This is a genomic window from Mycobacterium heidelbergense (genome assembly GCF_010730745.1).
Classification (GTDB): domain Bacteria; phylum Actinomycetota; class Actinomycetes; order Mycobacteriales; family Mycobacteriaceae; genus Mycobacterium; species Mycobacterium heidelbergense.
Window position 1 is genome coordinate 714,583 of record NZ_AP022615.1, and the last position, 22,897, is coordinate 737,479.

Below are 22,897 nucleotides of genomic sequence, written 5' to 3' on the forward strand. Positions count from 1 at the left end.
CGCTGGCAAGCGAAATTCAGCCCGCCGGTGGGGGTGCGGCCGGCGCCGGCCCCGGCTGCGGCGGCGGTGGCGGCGGTGTTGCCGGGCTTGGGCTCGGCGGGCAGAAGGGCGGCGGCAGCAGGCACGGCGGCGTCGGCAGCACGAATGGCGGGGGCGCCGTGGTGGTGGTCGGCGCGGGCGACGGCACCGTGGTGGTCGGCATGGTGGTAGTCGGCGTCGGCGTGATCGTCACCGTGGCCGGCGGCTGCTGCAGGCGGCTGCGCGGCACCCAGGTGTAGTTGGGGTCGGGCACGAAACCCGGCGGCACCACCTGAGGGGCGGGTGGCTTGGGAGCCGGCTCCGGGCGGTAGGTGTCATAGGTCCACCACAACGCCAGGAACGCGACGATCAACACGAAGGTCGAGGTGCGGAGCCGGCCGCCGAAGATGTAGCTCGGCCACCGTCGCTCCCCGTCGTCGCCGCGCTTTTCGAGGATGTTCAGCGTGAACTTCACCGTTGCTGCACCGGATCGGCTTCCGTGGCGGCCGGGAGGGCGGCGTCGTCAACGATGCCCACCTTCGCGTCGGCGGCGGTCACGATGCCGGCGCGGGCGAGCGCCCGTAGCACCAGCACGCGCAGCTGCCGGCCGGCCTCGAACTGCTTGCCGGGCAGCGTGCGGGCGACCAGGCGCAGGGTGACGGTGTCCACCGCGATGCTTTCGACGCCCATCACGGTCGGCGCGTCCAACAGCAACTCCCCCAGCACCGGGTTGTCCTGCGCCCGCTCGCACTCCTGGTGCAAGACCTCGTTGACCCGGTTCAGGTCGGCGCTGGTCGACACGGGGACGTCCACCACCGCCCGCGCCCAGTCCTTGGAGAGGTTCACCGTTTTGACGATCTGGCCGTTGGGGATGATGAACACCTCCCCGTCCGACGAGCGCAGCCTGGTCACCCGCAGCGTCACGTTCTCGACGGTGCCGCGCGCCTCGGCGGCGACCCCCGTCACGGTCAACGCGACGAGATCACCGAAGCCGTACTGCTTCTCGACGATGATGAAAAACCCCGACAACAGGTCCTTGACCAGCTGCTGGGCCCCGAAACCCAGCGCCGCCCCCAGCACGGCGGCCGGCGCGACCAGCCCGCCGACGGAGAACTGCAGGACGTCACTGATCTGGACGATGGCCCAGATCGCGATGACCACGATCGACACCCACTGGATCACCGACGCCACGGCCTGCCGGTGCTTGGTCGCCTCCGAGCGCACCAGGGCGTCGCTTTCGGCGAAGCCCTCGTCGAGTTGCCGGGTCACCTGCTGGGCCACCCAGGTGACAAAGCGGACCGCCAGCACCGCCGCGATCAGCAGCATGACGACCCGCAGCCCGCGGGTGATGATCCATTGCCCGACGTCGCCGCGCCAGAAGTCGTGCCAACCCAGCGCCCTCAACGAGGCGGTCGAGGCAAGAACGGTGGTGTTAGTCGTCATCTTTCCGGTTACGCCACCGGATCCCGGCTTCCAGGAACCCGTCGATGTCCCCGTCCAGAACGGCCGCCGGATTGCCCACCTCGTACTCGGTTCGCAAGTCCTTGACCATCTGATACGGGTGCAGCACGTAGGAGCGCATCTGGTTGCCCCAGGAGCTGCCGCCCTCGCCTTTCAGTGCGTCGAGCTCGGCGCGCTCTTCTGATCGCTTGCGCTCCAACAACTTTGCTTGAAGAACGCGCATCGCCGAGACCTTGTTCTGCAGTTGTGATTTTTCGTTCTGGCAAGTCACGACGATACCCGTCGGGATGTGGGTTAAACGAACGGCGGAGTCGGTGGTGTTCACCGACTGGCCGCCCGGCCCGCTGGACCGGTAGACGTCGACCCGCACGTCGCCCTCCGGGATGTCGATGTGATCGGTGGTCTCCACCACGGGGAGCACCTCGACCTCGGCGAACGACGTCTGGCGCCGGCTCTGGTTGTCGAAGGGGCTGATCCGGACCAGCCGGTGGGTGCCCTGCTCGACGGACAAGGTGCCGTAGGCGAACGGGGCGTGCACGGCGAAGGTGGCGCTCTTGATGCCCGCCTCTTCGGCATAGGAGGTGTCGAACACCTCGACCGGATACTTGTGCTGCTCGGCCCACCGGACGTACATGCGCAGCAGCATCTCGGCCCAGTCGGCGGCGTCGACCCCGCCGGCGCCGGAACGGATGGTGACCAGGGCCTCGCGCTCGTCGTACTCGCCCGAGAGCAGCGTGCGCACCTCGGTGGCCTCGATGTCGGCGCGCAGCGCCTTGAGTTCGGCGTCGGCCTCGGCCAGGGTATTGGCCGCCTCAGCTCCGTCTTCTTCGTCAGCGGCCAGTTCGTAGAGCACCGGCAGGTCGTTCAGGCGCTGCCGCAGGTCCTCGACGCGGCGCAGCTCGCCCTGGGTGTGGGACAACTCGCTCGTCACCCGCTGCGCGCGGGCCTGGTCGTCCCACAGCTTGGGGTCCGACGCCTCGTGCTCGAGCTTTTCGATGCGGCCGCGCAGACCGTCCACGTCGAGCACCCGCTCCACCGTGGTCAGGGTGGAGTCGAGGGCGGCTATCTCAGCTCGGCGATCGGCTTGACGGTCGGGTTCCACAGCCGCCCACGTTACCGGCGCCGCGCCGAGGGCCGAATGCTCAGGTCATAGTCGGCGGCGCATTGTCTAGCATCAGGTGACCACTATGTGCAGTCCGTGCCGCGACGCTCAGCCCCTTCAGCCCCCCTGCGCCACAGCCCGGCATCAACAGAAGGCTCGAGTATGCGCCCGCACCACCGGTATCACATAGCCATCGTCGGCTCCGGGCCGTCGGGGTTCTTCGCCGCGGCATCCTTGCTGAAGGCGGCCGACTCGTCGCAGGACATCGATGTCGCCGTCGACATGATCGAGATGCTGCCGACGCCGTGGGGTCTGGTGCGCTCCGGTGTCGCGCCGGACCACCCGAAGATCAAGTCGATCAGCAGGCAGTTCGAAAACACCGCCGAAGACCCGCGCTTCCGCTTCTTCGGCAACGTGGCGGTGGGTGAGCATGTCGAGGCGGCCGAACTCGCCGAGCGCTACCACGCCGTCATCTACGCCGTCGGGGCGCAGTCCGACCGCGCGCTGAACATTCCCGGTGAGGACCTGCCGGGCAGCATCTCCGCCGTCGACTTCGTGGGCTGGTACAACGCCCATCCGAACTTCCAGCACTGCACTCCCGACCTGTCCGGCAGTCGCGCGGTCGTCATCGGCAACGGCAACGTGGCCCTGGACGTCGCGCGCATCCTGGTGACCGAGCCCGACGCGCTGGCGCTCACCGACATCGCCGACCACGCCCTGGCGTCGCTACGGCCGTGTGGCCTCGACGAAGTCGTGGTCATCGGCCGGCGCGGGCCGCTGCAGACGGCGTTCACCACGCTCGAGCTGCGCGAGCTGGCGGATCTCGAGGGCGTCGACGTGGTCGTCGATCCGGCGCAGCTGGAGGGCATCACCGACGAGGACGCGGCCGCGGTGGGCAAGACGACGAAGCAGAACATCAAGGTGTTGCGCGACTACGCCGTGCGCGCGCCGCGGCCCGGGCATCGTCGAATCGTGTTCCGGTTCTTGACTTCTCCGATCGAGATCAAGGGCGACGACAGCGTGACGTCGATCGTGCTCGGCCGCAACGAACTGGTCACCGACGAGAGCGGGCGGGTCGCGGCCAAGGACACCGGTGAGCGCGAGGAGCTGCCGGCCCAGTTGGTGGTGCGGTCGGTCGGTTACCGCGGCGTGCCCACCCCGGGGCTGCCGTTCGACGACAGGAGCGCGACCATCCCGAACGCCGGCGGCCGGGTGGAGGGCAGCCGCAACGAATACGTCGTCGGGTGGATCAAGCGCGGGCCGACCGGCGTGATCGGCACCAACAAGAAGGACTCCCAGGACACCGTCGACACCTTGTTGGGCGACCTGGCCGGCTCTCAACAGCAAGACGAACTCGCCGGCTTCCCCGAAGACCACGCCGAGCGGCTGGCCGACTGGCTGGCCTCGCGCCAGCCCAAGCTGGTGACCTCCGCGCACTGGCGGGTCATCGATCGCCACGAGCGGGCGGCCGGCGAGCCACACGGGCGTCCCCGCGTCAAGCTGCCGAGCCTGGCCGAGCTGCTGCGCATCAGCCACGGCTGACCGGACCGCCGCCATGCGGTTGACGATCCGCAATTACGCCTCGGATCGACCCGAATTCACGCAAATGCGCTACGCATCACCGTTGGCCTTGTAATTTCGGGGCTCTAGGAATCTCCATCACCGGAGGCCGTCCCCGATGCCCCGTGCGCATGCCCCGCCGGCGACTCATGTGGTGCGACGCCGCCTTCGATGACGGCCGCGACGCCGCCGATTGAATCTATTCAGGTACCAATCAAAGGAGATGTGATACAATGGATTTCGCCTTTTTGCCGCCGGAGATCAACTCCGCCCGGATGTACACCGGGCCCGGGTCGGGCTCGCTCTTGGCCGCCGCGGGAAGCTGGGACTCGCTGTCCGCCGAGTTGGGCACCACGGCCGAGTCCTACGAATCGGTGCTGTCGACCCTCACCAGCTGGCAGTGGCGCGGTCCCGCGTCGGAGGCGATGACGGCCACCGCCGCCCGCTATACGGCGTGGCTGCAGACGGCCGCCGAGCAGACCAAGCAGACGGCCATGCAGGCCCGGGCGGCCGCGGCGGCCTACGAGCAGGCGCACGCGATGACCGTGGCCCCACTGGCGGTCGCGGCCAACCGCACCCGGTTGGCTTCCCTGACGGCGACGAACTTCTTCGGCCACAACACCGCGGCGATCGCGGCCACCGAGGCCCAGTATGCCGAGTACTGGGCCCAGGACGCCGCCGCGATGTCCGGCTACGCCGCCTCCTCCGCGGCGGCGGCGCGGTTGCCCGGGTTCGCCTCCCCGGGGCAGACCACCGACGCCTCGGGACTGACCGCCCAGGGCGCCGCGGTCAACCAGGCCAACACCGGCGCCGCCGCGTCAAGCTCGGTGTCGCAGGCGGTTTCCGCGGCGGCCCAGCCGCTGCAGGCGGCGGCCGACACGCCGTCGATCGTCCCCGACGACCTCACCGTCCTCGACATCATCCAGGCCACCGGGCAGTCGTTGAATTCCACCTACTACATGGAGGCTTTCGCGTCCGGTGTCATTGGCGCCGAGAACAATTTGGGCGTGTTGCCGAAGCTCGCGGCGGCGCCGGCCACGGCGGCGCCCGCGCTCACCGCGGCGCCCCCGTTTGGTGGCGGCGCGGGCCTGGGCACCGTGACCGCGACCCTTGCCCGCGGCGGGACCATCGGACCGATGTCGGTGCCGGCGGGCTGGTCGGCGCCGGCGACCAGCCATGTCGCGGCGTTGCAGCCCGCCGGCTTGACCACGCTCCCGGGAACCGAGGAGGCGGTGGCATCCGGTTACCCGGGCTACCCCGGCATGCCGGCGGAGAGCGTTTCACGGGGCTCGGGCGTCGGCGTTCCGCCCCGGTACGGCGTCCGGCTCACGGTGATGCCGCGCCCGCCGGCGGCCGGGTGACGGCCGGCGTCGCCTATCAGATCTCGTCTCCCGCGCCGCAATGCGGTTCGCCGCATGTGCCGGGCTATTGAGATGTGACGCAATGGATTTCGCTTTTTTGCCACCGGAGATCAACTCCGGCCGGATGTATACCGGCCCCGGGTCGGGCCCGCTCTTGGCCGCCGCGGGAAGCTGGGATTCGCTGTCGGCCGAGCTGGGCATCACGGCCGGGATCTGCGAATCGGTGCTGTCGGCCCTCACCGGCCTGTACTGGCACGGCCCCGCGTCGGACGCGATGGCGGCCACCGTCACCCGCCATCTGGGTTGGTTGCGTGCGACCGCGGAACAAGCGACGCAGACGGCGATGCAGGCCCGGGCGGCCGCGGCGGCCTACGAGTTGGCGCACGCGATGACGGTGCCCCCGGCGGCGGTCGCGGCGAACCGCACCCAGCTGGCCGCGCTGATCGCGACGAACTTCTTCGGCCAGAACAGCGCGGCGATCGCGGCCACCGAGGCGCAGTACGGCGAATATTGGGCCCAGGACGCCACCGCGATGTCCGGCTACGCCGCGGGCTCGGCGGCGGCGAGGCAGTTGACGCCCTTTTCGTTTCCCGAGCAGACCGCCGACCCGGACGGGCCGGCCGCTCAGGACGCCGCGGTCACAAGCCCTGTGTCACAGTCGATTATCCCCACGGACTTGACCGTCCTCGACGTCATTCAGGCTACCGGCACCACGTTCAGCGGCATCTGGAAAATGGAAGCCACCCCCACCGGGATCATCGGGGCCGACAAGGATTTGGGCATATTGCCCAAACTGGGCACGGCGACAGCCGAGGTCACGGCCGCGCCCCCGCCGAGCGGTGCCGCGTCGGGCGTTGGCACCGTAACGGCCACCCTCGCCCGCGGCGGCGCGATCGGGTCGATGTCCGTGCCGAGCGACTGGGCGGCGCCGCCGAGCAGCCCCGGTGCGACTGTGTCGAACGGCGGAGCACCGACCCCCTCGGGGACCGGCGAGCCGGCCCGAATGCCCGGCATACCGGGGATGCCTGGAGGGGCGGTCTCGCGAGCCACGAGCGTCGTCCCCCGCTACGGCGCCCGACTCACGGTGATGTCACGCCCGCCGGCCGCCGGGTGACGCGGGCGCTAGCCACCGGCGGGCTCGGGCGGGGCCAACCTCCAATTGTCCGGATTCTTCGGCGAATACAGCACCGGCATCAGTTGGCCCATGGTCGGCCACGCGTCGACGTTGACCACCATGCGCTGATACACGGCGTGCTCGCTGACGGTGGGCCCGTTGATGACGCCGGCGATGGTGACGTATTGCTCGCCGTCGGCGTCCGGTCGCGGGCTGACGCCGGTCACCAGCAGCGTCCCCCTCGCCGGCTCGCTGCGCGGGCCGCGCGGGATGAACCGCTGGGCAAGGAACACCCCCAGGACCGCCACCAGCAGGACCAGCACACCGATTTCCCACACCCAGCCATGGTAGGACTGCTCCCATGAGTCAGGACGATCTGACGCTGGCGCTCGCGCTGGCCGACCGCGCCGACGCGCTGACCGCCGCCCGGTTCGGGGCGCTCGACCTGCGCGTCGATACCAAACCGGATCTGACGCCGGTCACCGATGCCGATCGCGCGGTCGAGGCCGACCTGCGTGACGCGCTTCGGCGCGAACGGCCGGCGGACGACGTCGTCGGCGAGGAGTTCGGCGGAACGCCGACGTTCAGCGGACGCCAGTGGATCATCGACCCGATCGACGGCACCAAGAACTTCGTGCGCGGCGTGCCGGTGTGGGCCAGCCTGATCGCGTTGCTCGAAGACGGCGTCCCCTCGGTCGGCGTGGTGAGCGCGCCGGCCCTGCGGCGGCGGTGGTGGGCGGCGCGCGGCCGGGGCGCGTTCGCCGCGGTCGGCTGCGGCCCGCCGCGCCGGCTGTCGGTGTCGTCGGTGGCGCGGCTCGATTCGGCCAGCCTCTCGTTTTCCAGTCTGTCGGGATGGGCGCAGCGCGGCTTGCGCGACCGCTTCATCGAGCTGACCGATGCGGTGTGGCGGGTGCGGGCCTACGGCGACTTCCTGTCCTATTGCCTGGTCGCCGAGGGGGCCGTCGACATCGCCGCCGAACCGGAGGTGTCGGTGTGGGACCTGGCGGCGCTCGACGTCTTGATCCGCGAGGCGGGCGGGGCGTTCACCGGCCTGGACGGCGCCGCGGGCCCGCACCGCGGCAGCGCCGTCGCGACGAACGGCCTGCTGCACGAACGCGTCCTCACCAGCCTGCGGGCGGCGTCCCTGTGACTTAGTTAACAAGGCCGACCTATCTTACTCCGGAGTAAGATCAGGTCATCCGCATCGCCCAACGACCGAGGCTGCCGAAATGACCGACACAGTCAACACGTCACAACGCTCTCGCTCGCGGTGGAAGCGGCGCGGCCGCAAGACCGGGGTCGGGCTGCAACCGCACAAACGGACCGGGATCGACATCACCCTGGCGCTGCTGACCCCGATCGTCGGCCAGGAGTTCCTGGACAAATACCACCTGCGCGACCCGCTCAACCGCGGCCTGCGCTACGGGACGAGGACGATATTCTCCACCGCCGGCGCCGCTTCCCGGCAGTTCAAGCGGGTCCAGAACCTTCGCGGTGGACCGACCCGGCTCAAGTCCAGCGGCAAGGACTACTTCGACCTGACGCCCGACGACGAGCAGAAGATGATCGTCGAGACCCTCGAGGACTTCGCCGCCGAGGTGTTGCGGCCCGCGGCTCACGACGCCGACGAGACGGCGACCTACCCGCCCGACCTGATCGCGAAGGCCGCGGAGTTGGGCATCACCGCCATCAACATTCCCGAGGACTTCGAGGGCATCGCGGCGCACCGCTCGAGCGTGACCAACGTGCTGGCGGCCGAGGCGCTCGCCTATGGCGACATGGGGCTCGCGTTGCCGATCCTTGCCCCCGGCGGTGTGGCCTCCGCGCTGACCCACTGGGGCAGCGCCGACCAGCAGGCCACCTACCTGCCCGAGTTCGCGGGCGACAACGTCCCGCAGGCCTGCGTGGCGATCGCCGAACCGCAACCGCTGTTCGACCCCACCCGGCTGAAGACCACCGCGGTGCGCACGCCGAGCGGATACCGGCTCGACGGCGTGAAGTCATTGATCCCCGCCGCGGCCGACGCCGAGCTGTTCATCGTGGGCGCGCAGCTCAACGGCAAGCCGGCGCTGTTCATCGTCGAGTCGTCCACGAAAGGCCTTGCGGTCAAGGCGGATCCGAGCATGGGGATTCGCGCGGCGGCCCTGGGCCGGGTCGAGCTCTCCGGCGTGTCGGTCCCGCTGAACGCCCGCCTGGGCGAGGACGAAGCCACCGACACCGACTATTCCGAGGCGATCGCGCTGTCCCGGCTGGGCTGGGCGGCGCTGGCGGTCGGCACCTCGCACGCGGTGCTCGACTACGTCATCCCGTACGTGAAGGAACGCCAAGCGTTCGGCGAGCCGATCGCCCATCGTCAGGCCGTGGCGTTCATGTGCGCCAATATCGCGATCGAATTGGACGGGCTGCGGCTGATCACCTGGCGCGGCGCGGCCCGCGCCGAACAGGGCCTCCCGTTCACCCGGGAGGCGGCGCTGGCCAAGCGGCTCGGCGCCGACAAGGGCATGCAGATCGGCCTGGACGGCGTGCAGCTGCTGGGGGGCCACGGCTACACCAAGGAACACCCGGTCGAACGCTGGTACCGCGACCTGCGGGCCATCGGCGTGGCCGAGGGCGTCGTGGTCATCTAACCGGACTTCTGAGGCGAAAGATCAATCATGGCAATCAATCTGGAACTGCCCCGCAAGATGCAGGCGGTGATCGACAAGGCACACCAGGGCGCCGCCGAGATGATGCGGCCGATCGCCCGCAAATACGACCTCAAGGAACACGCCTACCCCGTCGAGCTGGACACGTTGTCCAACCTGTTCTCGGGGGCCGCCGAGTCCAATGCCCTGGGGCTCACCGGGGCCGAGGCGTTCCGCGGCGGCGACGGCAAGGAAGAAAACCGCAACGGCGCCAACATGGCCGCGGTGCTGCAGGCCTTGGAGGCCAGTTGGGGCGACGCGGCGATGCTGCTGTCGATGCCCTATCAGGGCCTGGGCAACGCGGCGATCTCCGGGGTGGCCACCGACGAACAGCTGACGCGGTTGGGCAGGGTGTGGGCGGCGATGGCCATCACCGAGCCGGGTTTCGGATCCGACTCGGCGGCGGTGTCCACCACCGCCACGCTGGACGGCGACGAGTACGTGATCAACGGCGAAAAGATCTTCGTCACGGCGGGTTCGCGCGCCACCCACATCGTGGTGTGGGCGACGCTGGACAAGTCGCTGGGACGCCCGGCGATCAAGTCGTTCATCGTGCCGCGCGAGCACCCCGGTGTCACCGTCGAGCGGCTGGAGGACAAGCTCGGGATCAAGGGCTCCGACACCGCCGTCATCCGGTTCGACAACGCGCGGATACCCAAGGACAACCTGCTGGGCAACCCCGAAATCGAGTCGGGCAAGGGGTTCTCCGGCGTGATGGAGACCTTCGACAACACCCGGCCCGTCGTGGCCGCCATGGCCATCGGCATCGCCCGGGCCACGCTGGAAGAACTGCGCAAGATCCTGACCGAGGCCGGAGTCGAGATCTCCTACGACAAGCCGTCACACGCCCAAAGCGCCGCCGCGGCCGAATTCCTGCGGATGGAGGCCGACTGGGAGGCCGCCTACCAGCTCACCCTGCGCGCGGCATGGCAGGCGGACAACAAGATCCCCAACTCCAAGGAAGCGTCCATGGCCAAGGCCAAGGCCGGCCGGGTGGGCAGCGACATCACCCTCAAGGCCGTCGAATTGACCGGCACCACAGGCTATTCCGAGCAAACCCTGTTGGAGAAGTGGGCACGCGACTCGAAGATCATGGACATCTTCGAGGGCACCCAACAGATCCAACAGCTCGTCGTCGCCCGCCGCCTGCTGGGCCTATCCTCGTCCGAACTCAAGTAACGGCGGGTCTTCGTCGTCGGGCCCGACAAGGTCGAGCTGCCACCACTCGACGTCGTGCCACGCCCCGTGTTTCCAGCCGACGCGCCGGTAGCGGCCCACCGGGCGGAAGCCGAACGCCCGGTGCAGCGCGTTGCTGCCGTCATTGGGTTGGGCGATACCGGCGAATGCCCGCCGGAAGCCGCGTTGGGTCAGCCTTTGCAACAATTCGGCATAGAGCATCCGGCCACCGCCGTGGCGCTGGTGATCGCGGGCGACGTAGACGCTCGTCTCCACCGACCATTGGTACGCCGCACGCGGATTGAATTGGTGGGCATAGGCGTAACCACCGATGTCGCCGTCGAATTCGAGCACCAGCCATTCGTGCGTCGCGAGGGCGCCCTCGATACGCCCCGCCATCTCCTCGGCCGTCGGGACATCCGTCTCGAACGTGACCGCGGTGTCCAGCACGTACGGGCGGTAGACGTCGACGCACGCCGCGGCATCGGCGGCGCTGGCGCGACGGACGTGCGCTGGCATCAGCGACCAAGCGGAAGGCTCTGCATCGACCAAGGCTAGCGTCGTGTCATGGACACGTTTCGAGCGCTGGTAGCCCGTCAGGATGGTGACCGGGTCACCGCGTCGGTCGAGACTCTCAGCCCGTCAGACCTGCCGCCGGGCGACGTGACGATCCGGGTGCTGTATTCGAGCGTCAACTTCAAGGACGCGCTGGCGTTGACACCGGGCGGCGGCGTGGTGCGCCACTACCCGATCGTGCCGGGCATCGACCTGACCGGCGAGGTGGTCGAGTCGCAATCCCCCGACTTCGCCGTCGGCGACACGGTGCTGGCGCACGGGTACCAGATCGGCACCGGCCACCACGGTGGCTACGCCGAATACGCTCGGCTGCCGGCCGGCCAGGTGGTGCCGCTCGGCGCGCTGAGCCCGCGCGAGGGCGCCGCGATCGGGACCGCCGGCTTCACCGCCGCGATGAGCGTGCGAGCGCTGATCGACTGGGGTGTCGAGCCCGGCGCCGGGTCGGTCGTCGTCACCGGCGCCTCCGGCGGTGTCGGCTCCGTCAGCGTCGACCTGCTGGCGGCCGCCGGCTATCGGGTGGTGGCCTCGACCGGCAAGGAAACGGCGGCCGAACTGCTGAAAGGGCTTGGCGCCGCGGAGGTTATCGGCCGGCTGCCCGCCGACCCCGACGCCAAACCGCGGCCACTGGCCACGGCGCGATGGGCGGCGGCGGCGGATTGTGTGGGCGGCGCGACACTGGCCGACGTGCTCAGCGCCGTCGACTACGGCGGGGCGGTGGCCTGTAGCGGCCTGACCGGCGGTGCGGCGCTGCACACCACGGTGATGCCGTTCATCCTGCGCGGCGTCGCGCTGCTGGGGATGGACTCGGTGCAACTGCCGATCGGCCCACGCCGCAACCTGTGGGCACTGCTGGGCGATTCGTTGCGGCCGCGTCACCTGGACTCGCTCACCAGCGAGGTCGACGTCAGGGAGGTCGTCGACGTGCTCGATCAGGTGCGCGCCGGGGCGCACCGCGGGCGGGCGGTGGTGCGGGTCGCCGGCGGATTCTGAGCTGGCAGTAGGCTATTCGACCATGCGCGCGATACGGGTGACTCGGCTCGATGGGCCCGACGGGATCGAGGTGGCCGACGTCGACGAACCCACCGGCGACGGCGTGGTGGTCGAGGTGCACGCCGCCGGCGCGGCATTCCCCGACGCCCTGCTGACCCGCGGCCTCTATCAGTACCGGCCGGATCCCCCGTTCGTCCTCGGAGCCGAGGTCGCCGGGGTGGTTCGATCGGCGCCGGACGGCTCCCCCGTGCGTTCCGGCGACAGGGTCGTCGGGCTGACCATGCTCACCGGCGGCATGGCCGAGGTCGCGGTGCTCTCCCCCGACAGGGTGTTCAAGCTGCCGGACAACGTGAGCTTCGAGGCGGGCGCCGGGCTGCTGTTCAACGACCTGACCGTGTACTTCGCGCTGACGGTGCGCGGCCGCCTGCAGCAGGGCGAGACGGTGCTGGTGCACGGCGCGGCCGGCGGGATCGGGACGTCGGCGCTGCGGCTGGCGCCGGTGCTCGGGGCGTCGCGCACCATCGCGGTGGTCAGCACCGACGAGAAGGGCCACATCGCCACCGCGGCGGGCGCGACCGATGTGGTGCTGACCGAGGGCTTCAAGGACGCGGTCAAGGAGTTGACCGACGGCCGCGGCGTGGACATCGTCGTCGACCCGGTGGGCGGCGACCGGTTCACCGACTCGCTGCGCTCGCTTGCGCCGGGCGGGCGGCTGCTGGTGGTCGGCTTCACCGGCGGAGAGATTCCCACCGTGAAGGTAAACAGGCTGCTGCTCAACAACATCGACGTTGTCGGTGTCGGCTGGGGTGCCTGGGCCGGGACACATCCCGGCGCGCTGGCCGAGCAGTGGGCCGCGGTGGAGCGGCTGCTCAGCTCGGGCCGGCTGCCTCCCCCGGAGCCGGTGGTCTATCCGCTGGACGAGGCCGCCGCGGCGGTCGCGTCCCTGGAGAATCGCACCGCCAAGGGAAAAGTCGTGCTGCGCGTCCGCGATTGAGGGGGGCGCTGGCGGTCGCCTTGTGACCGCGTCAGGTCGCAACAGCCACACCAGCCTCAGCGCAGAACCGATCGACGGTGTGCCCGGCTCCGAGCGACAATCTCGCTGGGCGACGACCCGCACAGGTGATTGTCGCGCGGAGGCGGGCACATCGGGTGTCCCCTTCCGCGGAGAGACGCCTGTGGCGGATGTGACCACGTCTCGCGGCTCGGGTGCGGCACAAAGTAGTGTCACTTTCAGCTTTCTACGGCGCAGCCCAGGAGTCAGCCATGGAATCCGTCATCGAGCTCGGCGACAATAGCGGCCCCCTGGACGGCATCCGGGTACTCGAGCTCGGCACCCTGATCGCCGGGCCGTTCGCCGGCCGGCTGCTCGGCGACCTGGGCGCCGACGTCATCAAGGTGGAACCCCCCGGCGCCCCAGATCCGTTGCGAACGTGGGGCCAGGCCGAACTCGACGGCCACCACGTCTTCTGGACCGTCCACGCGCGCAACAAGAGGGCCGTCACGCTCGACCTGCGGAAGCCACGCGGCCGGGAGCTGTTCTGCGAACTCGTCGAGAAATCCGACATCGTGGTGGAGAACTTCCGCCCGGGCACCCTGGAGAAATGGAACCTGGGCTACGAGGTGCTCAGTGCGCGCAACCCGGGCATCATCCTGGTCCGCGTCTCCGGCTACGGGCAGACCGGACCCGACGCGCACAAGGCCGGCTACGCCTCGGTGGCCGAGGCGGCCAGCGGGCTGCGGCACCTCAACGGTTTCCCGGACGGGCCGCCGCCCCGGCTGGCGCTCTCGATCGGCGACAGCCTGGCCGGCATGTTCGGCGCCCAGGGCGCGCTGGCCGCGCTGTACCGCCGGAGCGTCACCGGCCGCGGCCAGGTGGTCGACGTCGCGCTGACCGAATCCTGTTTGGCCGTACAGGAATCCACGATTCCCGACTACGACGTCGGCGGGGTGGTGCGCGGGCCGTCCGGCACCCGGCTGGAGGGCATCGCGCCGTCCAACATCTACCGCAGCGCCGACGGCTCCTGGGTGGTGATCGCCGCCAACCAGGACACCGTGTTCGCCCGGCTGTGCAAGGCCATGGGGCGTCCGGAGCTGGCCACCGACGACCGGTTCGCCACGCACGGCGCCCGCGGCCGCAACCAGGACGAACTCGACGCGATCATCGGCGCGTGGGCCGCGCAGCGGCAACCCGGCGACATCATCGAAACCCTCAGTGGCGCGGGCGTTATCGCGGGTCCGATCAACACCGTCGCGGAAGTGGTCGACGACCCCCAGCTGCGGGCCCGCGGCATGCTGGTCGAGCACTTCGATGAACGCCTCGGGCGCAACGTCTTAGGGCCGGGAATCGTACCGGTACTCTCCGAATCCCCGGGCCGCGTCCGCAACGCCGGCCCCGCGCGCCCGGGACAGCACAACGACGAGGTCTACCTCGGGTTGCTGGGCAAGACCGCCGAGGAGCTCGACGAGTTGCGCGCCGAGGGGGTGCTATGACCCGGCACGTGGACATCCGCGAGGTGTCGCTGCGCGATGGCCTGCAGATCGAGGCGCCAATCCCGTTGGCCGCCAAGCTGGAACTGCTGGCGGCGGTAGCCGCCACCGGGGTGCGCGAGGTGGAGGCCACCGCCTTCGTGTCCCCGTCGAAGGTGCCGTCGATGGCCGACGCCGCCGAACTCGCCGCGCGGCTGCACGACTACCCGGACATCGAGTTCTCCGCCCTGGTGGCCAGCCCCAATGGCGCCAGGCGGGCCGTCGCCGCGGGTCTGCGGTCGATCGAGTACGTGGTGTCGGCCAGCGACGCGTTCAGTGAGGCCAACGTCGGGCGGACCAGCGCCGAGGCCACCGACCAGATCGACCAGATCGTCGCCATCGCGCACGACGGCGGCGTCACCGTCGAGGTCATCGTCGCCACCGCGTGGGATTGCCCGTTCGAGGGCCCCACCCCGTCCCGGCGGGTGCTCGACATCGCCGCGGCCGCCCGCGACCGCGGCGTCGACCGGTTCTGCGTCGCCGACACCATCGGTACCACCACCCCGGGACGGGTGAGTTCGCTGATCGCACAACTGCGTCCGGTGATCGGCGACCTGCCGCTGGGCGGGCATTTCCACAACACCCGCGGCGCCGGGCTGGCCAGCGCCTACGCGGCGGTCGGCTCCGGGGTCAGCCGGTTGGACGCCTCGGTCGGCGGCCTGGGCGGCTGCCCGTTCGCGCCGGGGGCCACCGGCAACATCGCCACCGAAGACCTGGTGTACCTGTTGCGGGACAGCGGTATCCATGTCGACGTCGACCTGCGGGCCGCCATCGCCGCCGCGGAAGTCGCCAAATCGGTCGTCGGCCATGATCTGCCGGGCGCCCTGCTGCACGCCGGCGACCGAATCAGGGCGTGACGCCCGCTCAAGGAGATCAACGTGGATTTCACTCTGCCAGAACATCTTCCGGGTCTGCTCGCCGAAATGGATCGGTTCATCGAGGCCGAGATCAAACCGCTGGAGCGCGAACACATCCAGTACTTCGACCAGCGCCGAGAGCATGCCCGCACCGATTGGGCCAACGACGGTATCCCGTCGCGAGAGTGGGAGGACCTGCTCGCCGAGATGCGCAGGCGGGCCGACAGGGCGGGCTGGCTGCGCTACGGCTTACCGGCGTCGCTCGGCGGCCGCGACGGCACCAACCTCGACATGGCCGTGATCCGGGAGCACCTGGCGCACAAGGGCCTTGGGCTGCACAACGACCTGCAGAACGAGTCGTCGATCGTCGGCAATTTTCCGCAGGTGATCATGATGGAACGCTTCGGCACCGACGAGCAACGCCGCGCCTGGTCGGAGGCGCTGATCACCGGCGAGCGCTCCCTGGCGTTCGGCCTCACCGAGCCGCGGCACGGCTCCGACGCGACCTGGCTGGAAACGCGCGCCGAACCCGACGGTGACGGCTGGGTGATCAACGGCGCCAAGCGGTTCAACACCGGCGTGCACCGCGCGACCCACGACCTGATTTTCGCCCGCACCTCCGGCGAGCCGGGGGCGGCCGTCGGCATCACCGCCTTCCTGGTCCCCACCGACGCGCCCGGGTTCACCGTCCCCTACTACTGGTGGACGTTCAACATGCCCACCGACCATGGCGAAGTCGAGCTGGCCGACGTGCGGGTGCCCACCGGCGCGGTGCTCGGCGAGGTGGACCGCGGCCTGGAGGTCGCGCAGACCTTCCTGCACGAGAACCGGATCCGCCAGGCGGCCAGCAGCCTGGGCGCGGCGCAATACTGCATCGACCGGGCCGCCGAATACGCCGGCCAGCGGACGGTGTTCGGCAAGCCGCTGTCGGTCAACCAGGCCGTGCAGTGGCCGCTGGCCGAGCTGCAGACCGAAGCCCAGATGGTGCGGCTGCTGGTGCAGTACGCGGCCTGGCATTTGGACCGTGACCACCACATGGAGGTCTCCGACAAGGTGTCGATGGCCAATTACCGCGCCAATCGACTGGTCTGCGACGCCGCCGACCGCGCCATGCAGGTCTTCGGTGGCCTCGGCTACAGCCGGCACGAGCCGTTCGAGCACATCTACCGCCACCACCGCCGCTACCGGATCACCGAGGGCGCCGAGGAGATCCAGATTCGCCGAGTGGCGCAGCGGCTGTTCAGGTTCGGCACGTGACGCCGACCGGGGAACTGGCCGCCAAGCTGGCCGCGGTGCTGGCGCCGACGCTCGGCGGCACCGTCACGGTCGAGAACCTGCGCGCGCTGACCGGCGGCGCCAGCCGCGCCACGTGGGCGTTCGACGCCGTCACGGGCGGGCAGCGCCGCAAGCTGATCGCGCGCACCGGGCCGCCCGACGACGTGCACGCCGGCATGGAGCTCGAGGCCCGGGCCCAGGCCGCGGCCGCGGCGGCCGGCACGCCGGTCCCCCAAGTCCTGGTCGCGTCGGATTCCGTTGCTGCGCTGGGCAATCCGTTTCTGATCTGCGAGGAGATCGAGGGCGAGACCATCGTCCGGCGCATCCAACGTCAGCTCGACGCCACCGACGGGCACGCGGGCCGCACGAGGCTGCTGCGGCAGTGCGCGCAGGCGCTGGCCGCCATCCACCGGGCCGACACGCGCGATCTCGGCCTGACCCGCGAGGACCAACTCGCGCAGTGGCGCGAGCGGCTCGACGCCATGGGCGATACCACCGCCACCTTCGAATGGGCGTTTCGCTGGCTCGCCGCCCACCGGCCACGGCCGTCGCCCACGGTCCTGGTGCACGGGGATTACCGGATGGGAAACCTCATCGTCGACGGGTCCGACCTGGCCGCAGTCCTCGACTGGGAGCTGGTGCACGTCGGCGAGGCGTGCGAAGACCTGGCCTGGTTCTGCATCCGGGCCTGGCGGTTCGGCGCCCCGGCCAGCCTGGGAGCCGGGGGACTCGGCAGCCTTGAGAGCTTCGTGCGGGCGTACGAACAGGCCAGCGCGACCACCGTCGACCGAGTGGCGTTTCACTGGTGGCTGGTGCTGGCCACGCTGCGTTGGGGTGTCATCTGCCGCCACCAGGCGGAGCGGCATTTGAGCGGTGAATTCCGCTCGGTGGAGCTGGCCACGATCGGCCGGCGCGTCTGCGAGACCGAGTGGGACCTGCTGGATCTGCTCGACGGGGCCCGCCCATGATCGGCGCCTACGGCCGCCCGCTCGCGGCCGAGCTCGTGGCCGCGGTGGCCGAGTTCCTGGAAACCGATGTCCGGGCGGCGACCAGCGGGCAGGTCAACTTCCATGCCAGGGTGGCCGCCAACGCGTTGCGCATCGTCGAGCGCGAACTGCTCGACGAAAGCGAGGCGGAGTCCCGCGCGGCGCTGGCCGGATTGGGCTTCGCCGACGAGGACGGGCTCGCGGCCGCCATCCGGGCCGGCGAGATGGACGACCGCGCCGACGAGGTCACCGCCTGCCTGCGCACGCTGGTGCGACACCGATTGGCGGTTGCCCACCCCGGATACGACAGCGAATAGCTCGGCGACGGCGTCTTAATCAGCGGCGCGGCGCGCCGAACCACCGGCTCAACGCCGCCTCCAGATCCGTCCGCCGTTGGGAGACAACGTCGTCCGTCGCCCAGGCGACGTAGCCGTCGGGCCGAATCAGCATGGCCGCCGCGGGCGGCTCGGGCATCGACGCGGTGACGGCGTCGATGCGATCGGACCATCCGCGCGCAGCGGCCGCCGCGGCGCCGTCGGCCAGGTCGAGCAGGACCGCGCGCCCATCATGCAGCAGCGCGGCCACCCGGCGGCCGTCGTCGAATCTGAGGTCCGGGACCAGCCACCCGGCCAAGGGGTGGTCGTCGCCGACGTCATAGCGGACATCGGTGCCGGCGAGCAATTCGGCGATGTGCCCCGACACCTCGGGCATGGCGATCAGCTCGCCGAAAAGCTCTCGCAGGGCGGCGACTTCGGGTCCGGGCGACACGAGCGCGATCTGGGACATCGAGTGCATCATCACGCGCTGTCCCAGCGGCTTGCGTTCGGACTCGTAGGTGTCCAGGAGCCCCTCGGGCGCCCAGCCGTTGATCTCGGCGGCCAGTTTCCAGCCGAGGTTGAGGGTGTCCTGCAATCCCAGGTTCAGTCCCGGCCCGCCTATCGCGCTGTGGACGTGGGCCGCATCACCCAGCAACAGCACCCGCCCCGCGCGGTACCGGTCGGCCTGCCGGCTGTTCTGCCCGTCGATCCGGCGCAACGCGTGCGGGCCCGGCCCCTGGGGTTCGGCGAGCGGAACGTCGACGCCGAGGATGCGCTGCAGGCTTTTCCGCAGTTCGGCAATCGTCATCGGCCAGCTTTCGGCCGACGGACCGAATTCCATGGTGCCCAACAGCGCCGGCCCCGGCCCGAATTCGCCGAACACGACCATTCCGCGATCGAACCGGTTGTGCCCGTGGGAAATCCGGCCAAAGCCCGGGATCTGTAGGCTCCCGTCGGTGGCACGCAGACTCTCCGGGATCCGCACGTGCGCCAGCCGGGTCATCGTCGGCGACGTGGCACCCGGAAACCCGATTCCCACCGTCTTGCGCACGATGCTGCGGCCCCCGTCGGCGCCCACCAGGTAGTCGGTCTTGAGGGAATAGTCGCCATCGACGGAGCCGACCGTCAGGGTCACCGCATCGTCGCGCACGTCGAGCCCGGTGAGTTGATGGCCCCAGTGCACCTGCACGCCAAGCTCATTGGCCCGCTCGAGCAGCAGCCGCACCAGTCGCGGCTGGGGCATGAGCATGGCATACATCGGATTGGCCCGCGCGCCGGTGAAACTCAGCGACAGGTCCAGCGCCATCCCGGCGAACATCCACGCGGGGACGGGCTGCGGTGGGCCGCCGTCGCCGCTGAACCTGTTGTACAAACCGCGCAGGTCCAGCATCCGAACCACCTGCCCGACAAGGCCGTTGGCCTTCGGCTCGGAACTGGGGCCGGGCAGCGCATCGAGCACGACAGGCCGGATTCCGGCCAACGCCAGCTCGCACGCCAGCATCAGCCCGTTGGGTCCCGCGCCGGCGATGACGACGGGACCGGTGGCCGGAGCGGTCATGCTCGCACCCCCTGATCGTTGGGCGCCGGAAGCCCGGCGGCGGCGTCGGTGAGCGCTGCGCGCAGCAGCCTCGGGTAGGCAACCGGCGGGTCCGCGGTCGCGTAGATGTCCATGGTGGTCTCGACCACCGCGCGAATGACCGCCACCACCAACCGCGGATACATGTCGCGCTGAGGGTCGGTCCCGGTGCGCTCGGCGATGGCCGCGGCGAGGTCGTCGAACAGAACGCCCCGGGTCAGGGCGCTACGAACCTCGCTGTGCGCCAGCAGATTTCGAATTTCGGCCAGTCCGGCAGGGGTCGGCAGCGCGTTCTTGTCACCGGTCGCCTCGGCGAAATCCTCTTCGATTGGCCCGACAACCGCCTCGATGATCGAGGTCCACAGCGCATCCCCGGCCGGGCGCTGGCGCAGTAGGGCGACGCCGCGGTGCAGGCGTTCGGTCTGCCGGTACACCAGCGCGTCGTACTTGGTGGCGAAGTAGTTGCTGAAGGTGCGCGCCGACACCCCGGCCAGCGCCGCGATGTCTTCGCGGGTGACGTTGTCCATGCCGCGATCCAGGGCCAGCCGCATAGCTGCGTCAGCCAACGCGCGACGGGTATCGGTCTTCTTGCGTTCCCGCAGCCCGGTCATGTCAGCGGCCCAGCATCGCGGTGAGGTATCCCGGCCCGGCCACCGCGGCCAGTTCGTGATCCGGTGGCGCAAAGCCGTTGGCGGCGTAGGCATCCGCAATCGACAGCACCGAAACGCGCCAGCCGTGTGCGGACAGGTAATCCCGGGCGCTGGTGCGCTCGCCCGAGTAGAACAGTCCGGTGGCATCGATGTCGCTGCCGGCCCGGCGCGACCGTTCGGCGAGTTGCCTGGCCCAATCACCGCTCATGACCGCGGCATCGATGTCGTCGGTCGCCAGCCGGCTGCCCGGCGCCGACAGGGCGGCGATGCTGTCCAACAACCGATCCTGGGCATCCGGCGGCAGGTACATGAGCAGGCCCTCGGCGATCCAGGCCGCCGGCCGGGCCGGGTCGAATCCGTTGGCGCGCAGCGCTTCGGGCCAGTCGCCGCGCAGGTCGACGCTCACGGTGCGCCGCTCGGCGGTCGGCGCGGCTCCGAGGTCGGCGAGCGTGGCGGTCTTGAACTCGATGACCTGCGGCTGGTCTATTTCGAAGACCACGGTGCCGGCGGCCCAATCCAGCCGGTAGGCCCGGGTGTCCAGGCCGGAGGCCACGATGACCGCCTGGCGGATGCCCGCCCCGCCAGCCTCGATAAAGAAGTCATCGAAAAACCTGGTGCGCACCGCGATCCGCTCGCATATCCGACGCTTGTCCAGCCGTGGATCGGCGCCGAAATCCAGCGCGCCGTCGGCCATCCGGTTGCAGAAGTCCAGGCCGACCGCCTTGACCAGGGCGTCGGCGTACGGGTCGTTGATCAGCGGATCGGGTTGTTTGGTGGCCAGCGCCCGCCCGGCGGCCACCCACGTCGCCGTGCTACCCACGCCAGACGCCAGGTCCCAGGCGTCGTCGTCCGTTCGCGCCATCTTCTCTCCCGACTCGACCACGTCGCCAGGGTATGCGATTGTTGCCTAGTAGGCAACTATGCCTATTAGGCAAGTCCACGGCTGGTGGTGTTCGACGGCGGGTCCATCGGCGGCTTCGATTAGCTTTAAGGGCGACCGAAACGGACGGAGTGACGATGACGACTCTGGAAACTCTGCTGACCGATCCCGACATGTCCGGCGTATGGAGCCTGGTTCCGGATCGCTCGGCCATCACCTTCAAGGTCAAAAACATGTGGGGCCTGCTCAGCGTCAAGGGCCGCTTCACCGAGTTCGGCGGCGACGCGCAACTGACCGGCAACGGCGCGGTCTTCGGCCGAATCGACATCCGGGCCGCATCGATCAGCACCGGCATCGGCCGTCGCGATCAGCATCTGCGCTCGGCCGACTTCTTCGACGTCGAGCGCTTCGAAAAGATCGGCGTCGCCGTCACCGAGGTGCACCCGACCAAGGGCAAGGCGGCCGACCTCCGCGCCGAGTTCACCGTCAAAGGCATCACCGCGCCGCTGCCGCTGCCCGCCACGATCACCGCGCTCGATGACGGCTCGATCCAGATCTCGGGCGAAACCAAGGTCGATCGATCCCAATTCGATCTCGGGTGGAACCGGCTCGGCATGATGGGGGCCACGGTGACGGTGGCCGGGGACGTCGTCTTCGTTCGGGCGGCCCGGTAAGGCCGGCGCGGCCCCAGTACCATCTGACCGTGCCCGACTCCAGCAAGGCCCTGCGGATCCTTGTCTACAGCGACAACGCCGAAACCCGCGAACAGGTGATGCGCGCGCTGGGCAAGCACCTGCATCCGGACCTGCCGGAGTTGAGCTACGTCGAAGTGGCGACCGGCCCCATGGTGATACGCACGATGGACGAGGGCGGCATCGACTTGGCCATCCTCGACGGGGAAGCCGCCCCGACCGGCGGCATGGGAATCGCCAAGCAGCTCAAAGACGAACTCGAGACGTGCCCGCCGATCGTGGTGCTCACCGGCCGCCGGGATGACGCGTGGCTGGCCAGCTGGTCGCGCGCCGAGGCCGCGGTGCCGCATCCCCTCGATCCCATCGAGCTGGGCCGCGCGGTGCTCGGTCTGCTCCGCACCCCCGCCCGCTAGGTTCCACCGGCCGGGCCATCTGCGGCGATTGCCGTCCCCACCTGCGGTGACGCCGAAACGCCGGCCCCTGCCGCGCGATGGCGCCGTCGGCCTCGGCGCGCCGCCGCGATGCGCCCGGATGCCGCGACGTTAAAACCGGGCAAATAGCAGCACCCCGGGCACGTGCGCCGTGCGCAACGACGCTATGTTGAAAGTCACTGTGACGGGCCACAGACCCGGTTCGTCACAGCAGCCCGGGTTACCGCCTGGCCGCCCGCTGAGTTTGAGAAGGCGGCCACATTACGACGGATCATGGAGCGAATTGAACGTCTACATACCCATCCTGGTGCTAGGCGCGATTGCCGCCGCCTTCGCCGTGGGCTCGGTGGCGATCGCGAGCCTGGTCGGCCCGTCGCGCTACAACAAGTCCAAACTGGCCGCCTACGAGTGCGGGATCGAGCCCACCGAAACGCCGGTGAGCGGCCCGCACGCGACGGCCGGGCAGCGGTTTCCGGTGAAGTACTACCTGACCGCGATGCTGTTCATCGTCTTCGACATCGAGATCGTGTTCTTGTATCCCTGGGCGGTCAGCTACGACGCGTTGGGCACGTTCGCGCTGGTCGAGATGGTGGTGTTCATGCTGACGGTCTTCGTGGCCTACGCCTACGTGTGGCGCCGCGGCGGCCTGACGTGGGATTGAGGTA

At 69.8% G+C, this 22,897-nt stretch carries 24 protein-coding genes; 16 read left to right on the forward strand and 8 right to left on the reverse strand.

Annotated features, from left to right (window positions below; translation table 11 throughout):
* Nucleotides 1–16: 16 nt before the first annotated feature.
* Genes G6N25_RS03410 through prfB form a run of 3 tightly spaced genes read right to left on the reverse strand, consistent with a single transcriptional unit; the run spans nt 17 to nt 2,581 of the window.
* The gene (locus G6N25_RS03410; RefSeq protein ID WP_083073901.1) at nt 17–493 is read right to left on the reverse strand and encodes a hypothetical protein; all 477 of its coding nucleotides are present in this window, start codon (nt 491–493) and stop codon (nt 17–19) included.
* Nucleotides 490–1,461, reverse strand: a complete 972-nt coding sequence (locus G6N25_RS03415; protein WP_083073900.1) for a mechanosensitive ion channel family protein — start codon at nt 1,459–1,461, stop codon at nt 490–492. The genes G6N25_RS03410 and G6N25_RS03415 overlap by 4 nt, the downstream gene beginning before the upstream one ends.
* Nucleotides 1,451–2,581 carry a peptide chain release factor 2 gene (gene prfB, locus G6N25_RS03420; RefSeq protein ID WP_083073899.1) on the reverse strand — a complete coding sequence of 377 codons (1,131 nt, stop codon included), beginning with the start codon at nt 2,579–2,581 and terminating at the stop codon, nt 1,451–1,453. The genes G6N25_RS03415 and prfB overlap by 11 nt, the downstream gene beginning before the upstream one ends.
* Nucleotides 2,582–2,743: 162 nt before the next feature.
* Between prfB and G6N25_RS03425 the strand changes: the two genes are divergently transcribed.
* The 3 genes from G6N25_RS03425 (at nt 2,744) to G6N25_RS03435 (ending at nt 6,616) form a co-directional block, all read left to right on the forward strand.
* A complete protein-coding gene (locus tag G6N25_RS03425) occupies nt 2,744–4,123 on the forward strand; it encodes an FAD-dependent oxidoreductase (RefSeq protein ID WP_083073898.1) in 1,380 nt (459 codons plus the stop codon).
* Nucleotides 4,124–4,374: 251 nt separating this feature from the next.
* A complete protein-coding gene (locus G6N25_RS03430) occupies nt 4,375–5,502 on the forward strand; it encodes a PPE family protein (RefSeq protein WP_083073897.1) in 1,128 nt (375 codons plus the stop codon).
* 82 nt (nt 5,503–5,584) lie between these two features.
* The gene (locus G6N25_RS03435; protein ID WP_083073896.1) at nt 5,585–6,616 is read left to right on the forward strand and encodes a PPE family protein; all 1,032 of its coding nucleotides are present in this window, start codon (nt 5,585–5,587) and stop codon (nt 6,614–6,616) included.
* A gap of 8 nt (nt 6,617–6,624) precedes the next feature.
* Here the strand turns inward: G6N25_RS03435 and G6N25_RS03440 are convergent, their stop codons facing one another.
* Entirely contained in the window at nt 6,625–6,954 is a 330-nt protein-coding gene (locus tag G6N25_RS03440) for a hypothetical protein (protein WP_083073895.1), read from the reverse strand.
* A 23-nt stretch (nt 6,955–6,977) separates the two neighbouring features.
* Here G6N25_RS03440 and hisN point away from each other — a divergent pair, with 23 nt between their 5' ends.
* The 3 genes from hisN to G6N25_RS03455 all read left to right on the forward strand — a co-directional run bounded on the left by hisN (nt 6,978) and on the right by G6N25_RS03455 (nt 10,479).
* Nucleotides 6,978–7,766, forward strand: a complete 789-nt coding sequence (gene hisN, locus G6N25_RS03445; RefSeq protein WP_083073894.1) for a histidinol-phosphatase — start codon at nt 6,978–6,980, stop codon at nt 7,764–7,766.
* 79 nt (nt 7,767–7,845) lie between these two features.
* Nucleotides 7,846–9,243, forward strand: a complete 1,398-nt coding sequence (locus G6N25_RS03450; protein ID WP_083073893.1) for an acyl-CoA dehydrogenase family protein — start codon at nt 7,846–7,848, stop codon at nt 9,241–9,243.
* Between the two features lie 27 nt (nt 9,244–9,270).
* Nucleotides 9,271–10,479: an acyl-CoA dehydrogenase family protein gene (locus G6N25_RS03455; protein WP_083073892.1), complete on the forward strand. Its 1,209-nt coding sequence runs from the start codon at nt 9,271–9,273 to the stop codon at nt 10,477–10,479.
* Here G6N25_RS03455 and G6N25_RS03460 read toward each other — a convergent pair.
* Entirely contained in the window at nt 10,456–10,995 is a 540-nt protein-coding gene (locus G6N25_RS03460; protein WP_083073891.1) for a GNAT family N-acetyltransferase, read from the reverse strand. The genes G6N25_RS03455 and G6N25_RS03460 overlap by 24 nt on opposite strands.
* A 48-nt stretch (nt 10,996–11,043) precedes the next feature.
* Here G6N25_RS03460 and G6N25_RS03465 point away from each other — a divergent pair, with 48 nt between their 5' ends.
* The 7 genes from G6N25_RS03465 to G6N25_RS03495 all read left to right on the forward strand — a co-directional run bounded on the left by G6N25_RS03465 (nt 11,044) and on the right by G6N25_RS03495 (nt 18,003).
* The gene (locus tag G6N25_RS03465; RefSeq protein WP_083073890.1) at nt 11,044–12,042 is read left to right on the forward strand and encodes an acrylyl-CoA reductase family protein; all 999 of its coding nucleotides are present in this window, start codon (nt 11,044–11,046) and stop codon (nt 12,040–12,042) included.
* A gap of 22 nt (nt 12,043–12,064) precedes the next feature.
* Entirely contained in the window at nt 12,065–13,036 is a 972-nt protein-coding gene (locus G6N25_RS03470) for an NADPH:quinone oxidoreductase family protein (protein ID WP_071511048.1), read from the forward strand.
* A gap of 269 nt (nt 13,037–13,305) precedes the next feature.
* Nucleotides 13,306–14,532 (forward strand): CaiB/BaiF CoA transferase family protein, encoded by a 1,227-nt coding sequence (locus tag G6N25_RS03475; RefSeq protein ID WP_083073889.1) that lies wholly within the window; start codon nt 13,306–13,308, stop codon nt 14,530–14,532.
* Nucleotides 14,529–15,425 (forward strand): hydroxymethylglutaryl-CoA lyase, encoded by an 897-nt coding sequence (locus G6N25_RS03480; protein ID WP_083073888.1) that lies wholly within the window; start codon nt 14,529–14,531, stop codon nt 15,423–15,425. Before G6N25_RS03475 ends, G6N25_RS03480 begins: the two co-directional genes overlap by 4 nt.
* A gap of 21 nt (nt 15,426–15,446) precedes the next feature.
* Nucleotides 15,447–16,682: an acyl-CoA dehydrogenase family protein gene (locus G6N25_RS03485; RefSeq protein WP_083073887.1), complete on the forward strand. Its 1,236-nt coding sequence runs from the start codon at nt 15,447–15,449 to the stop codon at nt 16,680–16,682.
* Complete coding sequence (locus tag G6N25_RS03490) at nt 16,679–17,668, forward strand: phosphotransferase family protein (protein ID WP_083073886.1); 990 nt, start codon at nt 16,679–16,681, stop codon at nt 17,666–17,668. The genes G6N25_RS03485 and G6N25_RS03490 overlap by 4 nt, the downstream gene beginning before the upstream one ends.
* Nucleotides 17,665–18,003, forward strand: coding sequence for a DUF6285 domain-containing protein (locus G6N25_RS03495; RefSeq protein ID WP_083073885.1), 339 nt, complete (start codon nt 17,665–17,667; stop codon nt 18,001–18,003). Before G6N25_RS03490 ends, G6N25_RS03495 begins: the two co-directional genes overlap by 4 nt.
* Nucleotides 18,004–18,022: 19 nt before the next feature.
* Here G6N25_RS03495 and G6N25_RS03500 read toward each other — a convergent pair whose 3' ends face one another.
* From G6N25_RS03500 to G6N25_RS03510, 3 genes are read right to left on the reverse strand one after another with little or no spacing between them, the layout of a single operon-like run.
* Nucleotides 18,023–19,561 carry an FAD-dependent monooxygenase gene (locus G6N25_RS03500; RefSeq protein ID WP_083073884.1) on the reverse strand — a complete coding sequence of 513 codons (1,539 nt, stop codon included), beginning with the start codon at nt 19,559–19,561 and terminating at the stop codon, nt 18,023–18,025.
* On the reverse strand, nt 19,558–20,190 hold the full coding sequence (locus tag G6N25_RS03505; RefSeq protein WP_083073883.1) for a TetR/AcrR family transcriptional regulator: 633 nt from the start codon (nt 20,188–20,190) through the stop codon (nt 19,558–19,560). Before G6N25_RS03505 ends, G6N25_RS03500 begins: the two co-directional genes overlap by 4 nt.
* 1 nt (nt 20,191) lies before the next feature.
* The gene (locus G6N25_RS03510) at nt 20,192–21,091 is read right to left on the reverse strand and encodes a class I SAM-dependent methyltransferase (protein WP_083073916.1); all 900 of its coding nucleotides are present in this window, start codon (nt 21,089–21,091) and stop codon (nt 20,192–20,194) included.
* Between the two features lie 155 nt (nt 21,092–21,246).
* Here G6N25_RS03510 and G6N25_RS03515 point away from each other — a divergent pair, with 155 nt between their 5' ends.
* The 3 genes from G6N25_RS03515 (at nt 21,247) to G6N25_RS03525 (ending at nt 22,893) form a co-directional block, all read left to right on the forward strand.
* The gene (locus tag G6N25_RS03515; RefSeq protein WP_083073915.1) at nt 21,247–21,783 is read left to right on the forward strand and encodes a YceI family protein; all 537 of its coding nucleotides are present in this window, start codon (nt 21,247–21,249) and stop codon (nt 21,781–21,783) included.
* A 29-nt stretch (nt 21,784–21,812) separates the two neighbouring features.
* The gene (locus tag G6N25_RS03520; protein ID WP_083073882.1) at nt 21,813–22,214 is read left to right on the forward strand and encodes an Rv3143 family two-component system response regulator; all 402 of its coding nucleotides are present in this window, start codon (nt 21,813–21,815) and stop codon (nt 22,212–22,214) included.
* A 301-nt stretch (nt 22,215–22,515) separates the two neighbouring features.
* Nucleotides 22,516–22,893, forward strand: a complete 378-nt coding sequence (locus G6N25_RS03525; RefSeq protein ID WP_083073881.1) for an NADH-quinone oxidoreductase subunit A — start codon at nt 22,516–22,518, stop codon at nt 22,891–22,893.
* The last annotated feature ends 4 nt before the right edge of the window (nt 22,894–22,897 follow it).

Bases quoted from the DNA above. Each gene is read 5' to 3' on its own strand.
- G6N25_RS03415 (WP_083073900.1), bottom strand. From the start codon at position 1,461: ATGACGACTAACACCACCGTTCTTGCCTCGACCGCCTCGTTGAGGGCG.
- G6N25_RS03425 (WP_083073898.1), top strand. From the start codon at position 2,744: ATGCGCCCGCACCACCGGTATCACATAGCCATCGTCGGCTCCGGGCCG.
- G6N25_RS03430 (WP_083073897.1), top strand. From the start codon at position 4,375: ATGGATTTCGCCTTTTTGCCGCCGGAGATCAACTCCGCCCGGATGTAC.
- G6N25_RS03435 (WP_083073896.1), top strand. From the start codon at position 5,585: ATGGATTTCGCTTTTTTGCCACCGGAGATCAACTCCGGCCGGATGTAT.
- hisN (WP_083073894.1), top strand. From the start codon at position 6,978: ATGAGTCAGGACGATCTGACGCTGGCGCTCGCGCTGGCCGACCGCGCC.
- G6N25_RS03450 (WP_083073893.1), top strand. From the start codon at position 7,846: ATGACCGACACAGTCAACACGTCACAACGCTCTCGCTCGCGGTGGAAG.
- G6N25_RS03455 (WP_083073892.1), top strand. From the start codon at position 9,271: ATGGCAATCAATCTGGAACTGCCCCGCAAGATGCAGGCGGTGATCGAC.
- G6N25_RS03460 (WP_083073891.1), bottom strand. From the start codon at position 10,995: ATGCCAGCGCACGTCCGTCGCGCCAGCGCCGCCGATGCCGCGGCGTGC.
- G6N25_RS03465 (WP_083073890.1), top strand. From the start codon at position 11,044: ATGGACACGTTTCGAGCGCTGGTAGCCCGTCAGGATGGTGACCGGGTC.
- G6N25_RS03470 (WP_071511048.1), top strand. From the start codon at position 12,065: ATGCGCGCGATACGGGTGACTCGGCTCGATGGGCCCGACGGGATCGAG.
- G6N25_RS03475 (WP_083073889.1), top strand. From the start codon at position 13,306: ATGGAATCCGTCATCGAGCTCGGCGACAATAGCGGCCCCCTGGACGGC.
- G6N25_RS03480 (WP_083073888.1), top strand. From the start codon at position 14,529: ATGACCCGGCACGTGGACATCCGCGAGGTGTCGCTGCGCGATGGCCTG.
- G6N25_RS03495 (WP_083073885.1), top strand. From the start codon at position 17,665: ATGATCGGCGCCTACGGCCGCCCGCTCGCGGCCGAGCTCGTGGCCGCG.
- G6N25_RS03500 (WP_083073884.1), bottom strand. From the start codon at position 19,561: ATGACCGCTCCGGCCACCGGTCCCGTCGTCATCGCCGGCGCGGGACCC.
- G6N25_RS03505 (WP_083073883.1), bottom strand. From the start codon at position 20,190: ATGACCGGGCTGCGGGAACGCAAGAAGACCGATACCCGTCGCGCGTTG.
- G6N25_RS03510 (WP_083073916.1), bottom strand. From the start codon at position 21,091: ATGGCGCGAACGGACGACGACGCCTGGGACCTGGCGTCTGGCGTGGGT.
- G6N25_RS03515 (WP_083073915.1), top strand. From the start codon at position 21,247: ATGACGACTCTGGAAACTCTGCTGACCGATCCCGACATGTCCGGCGTA.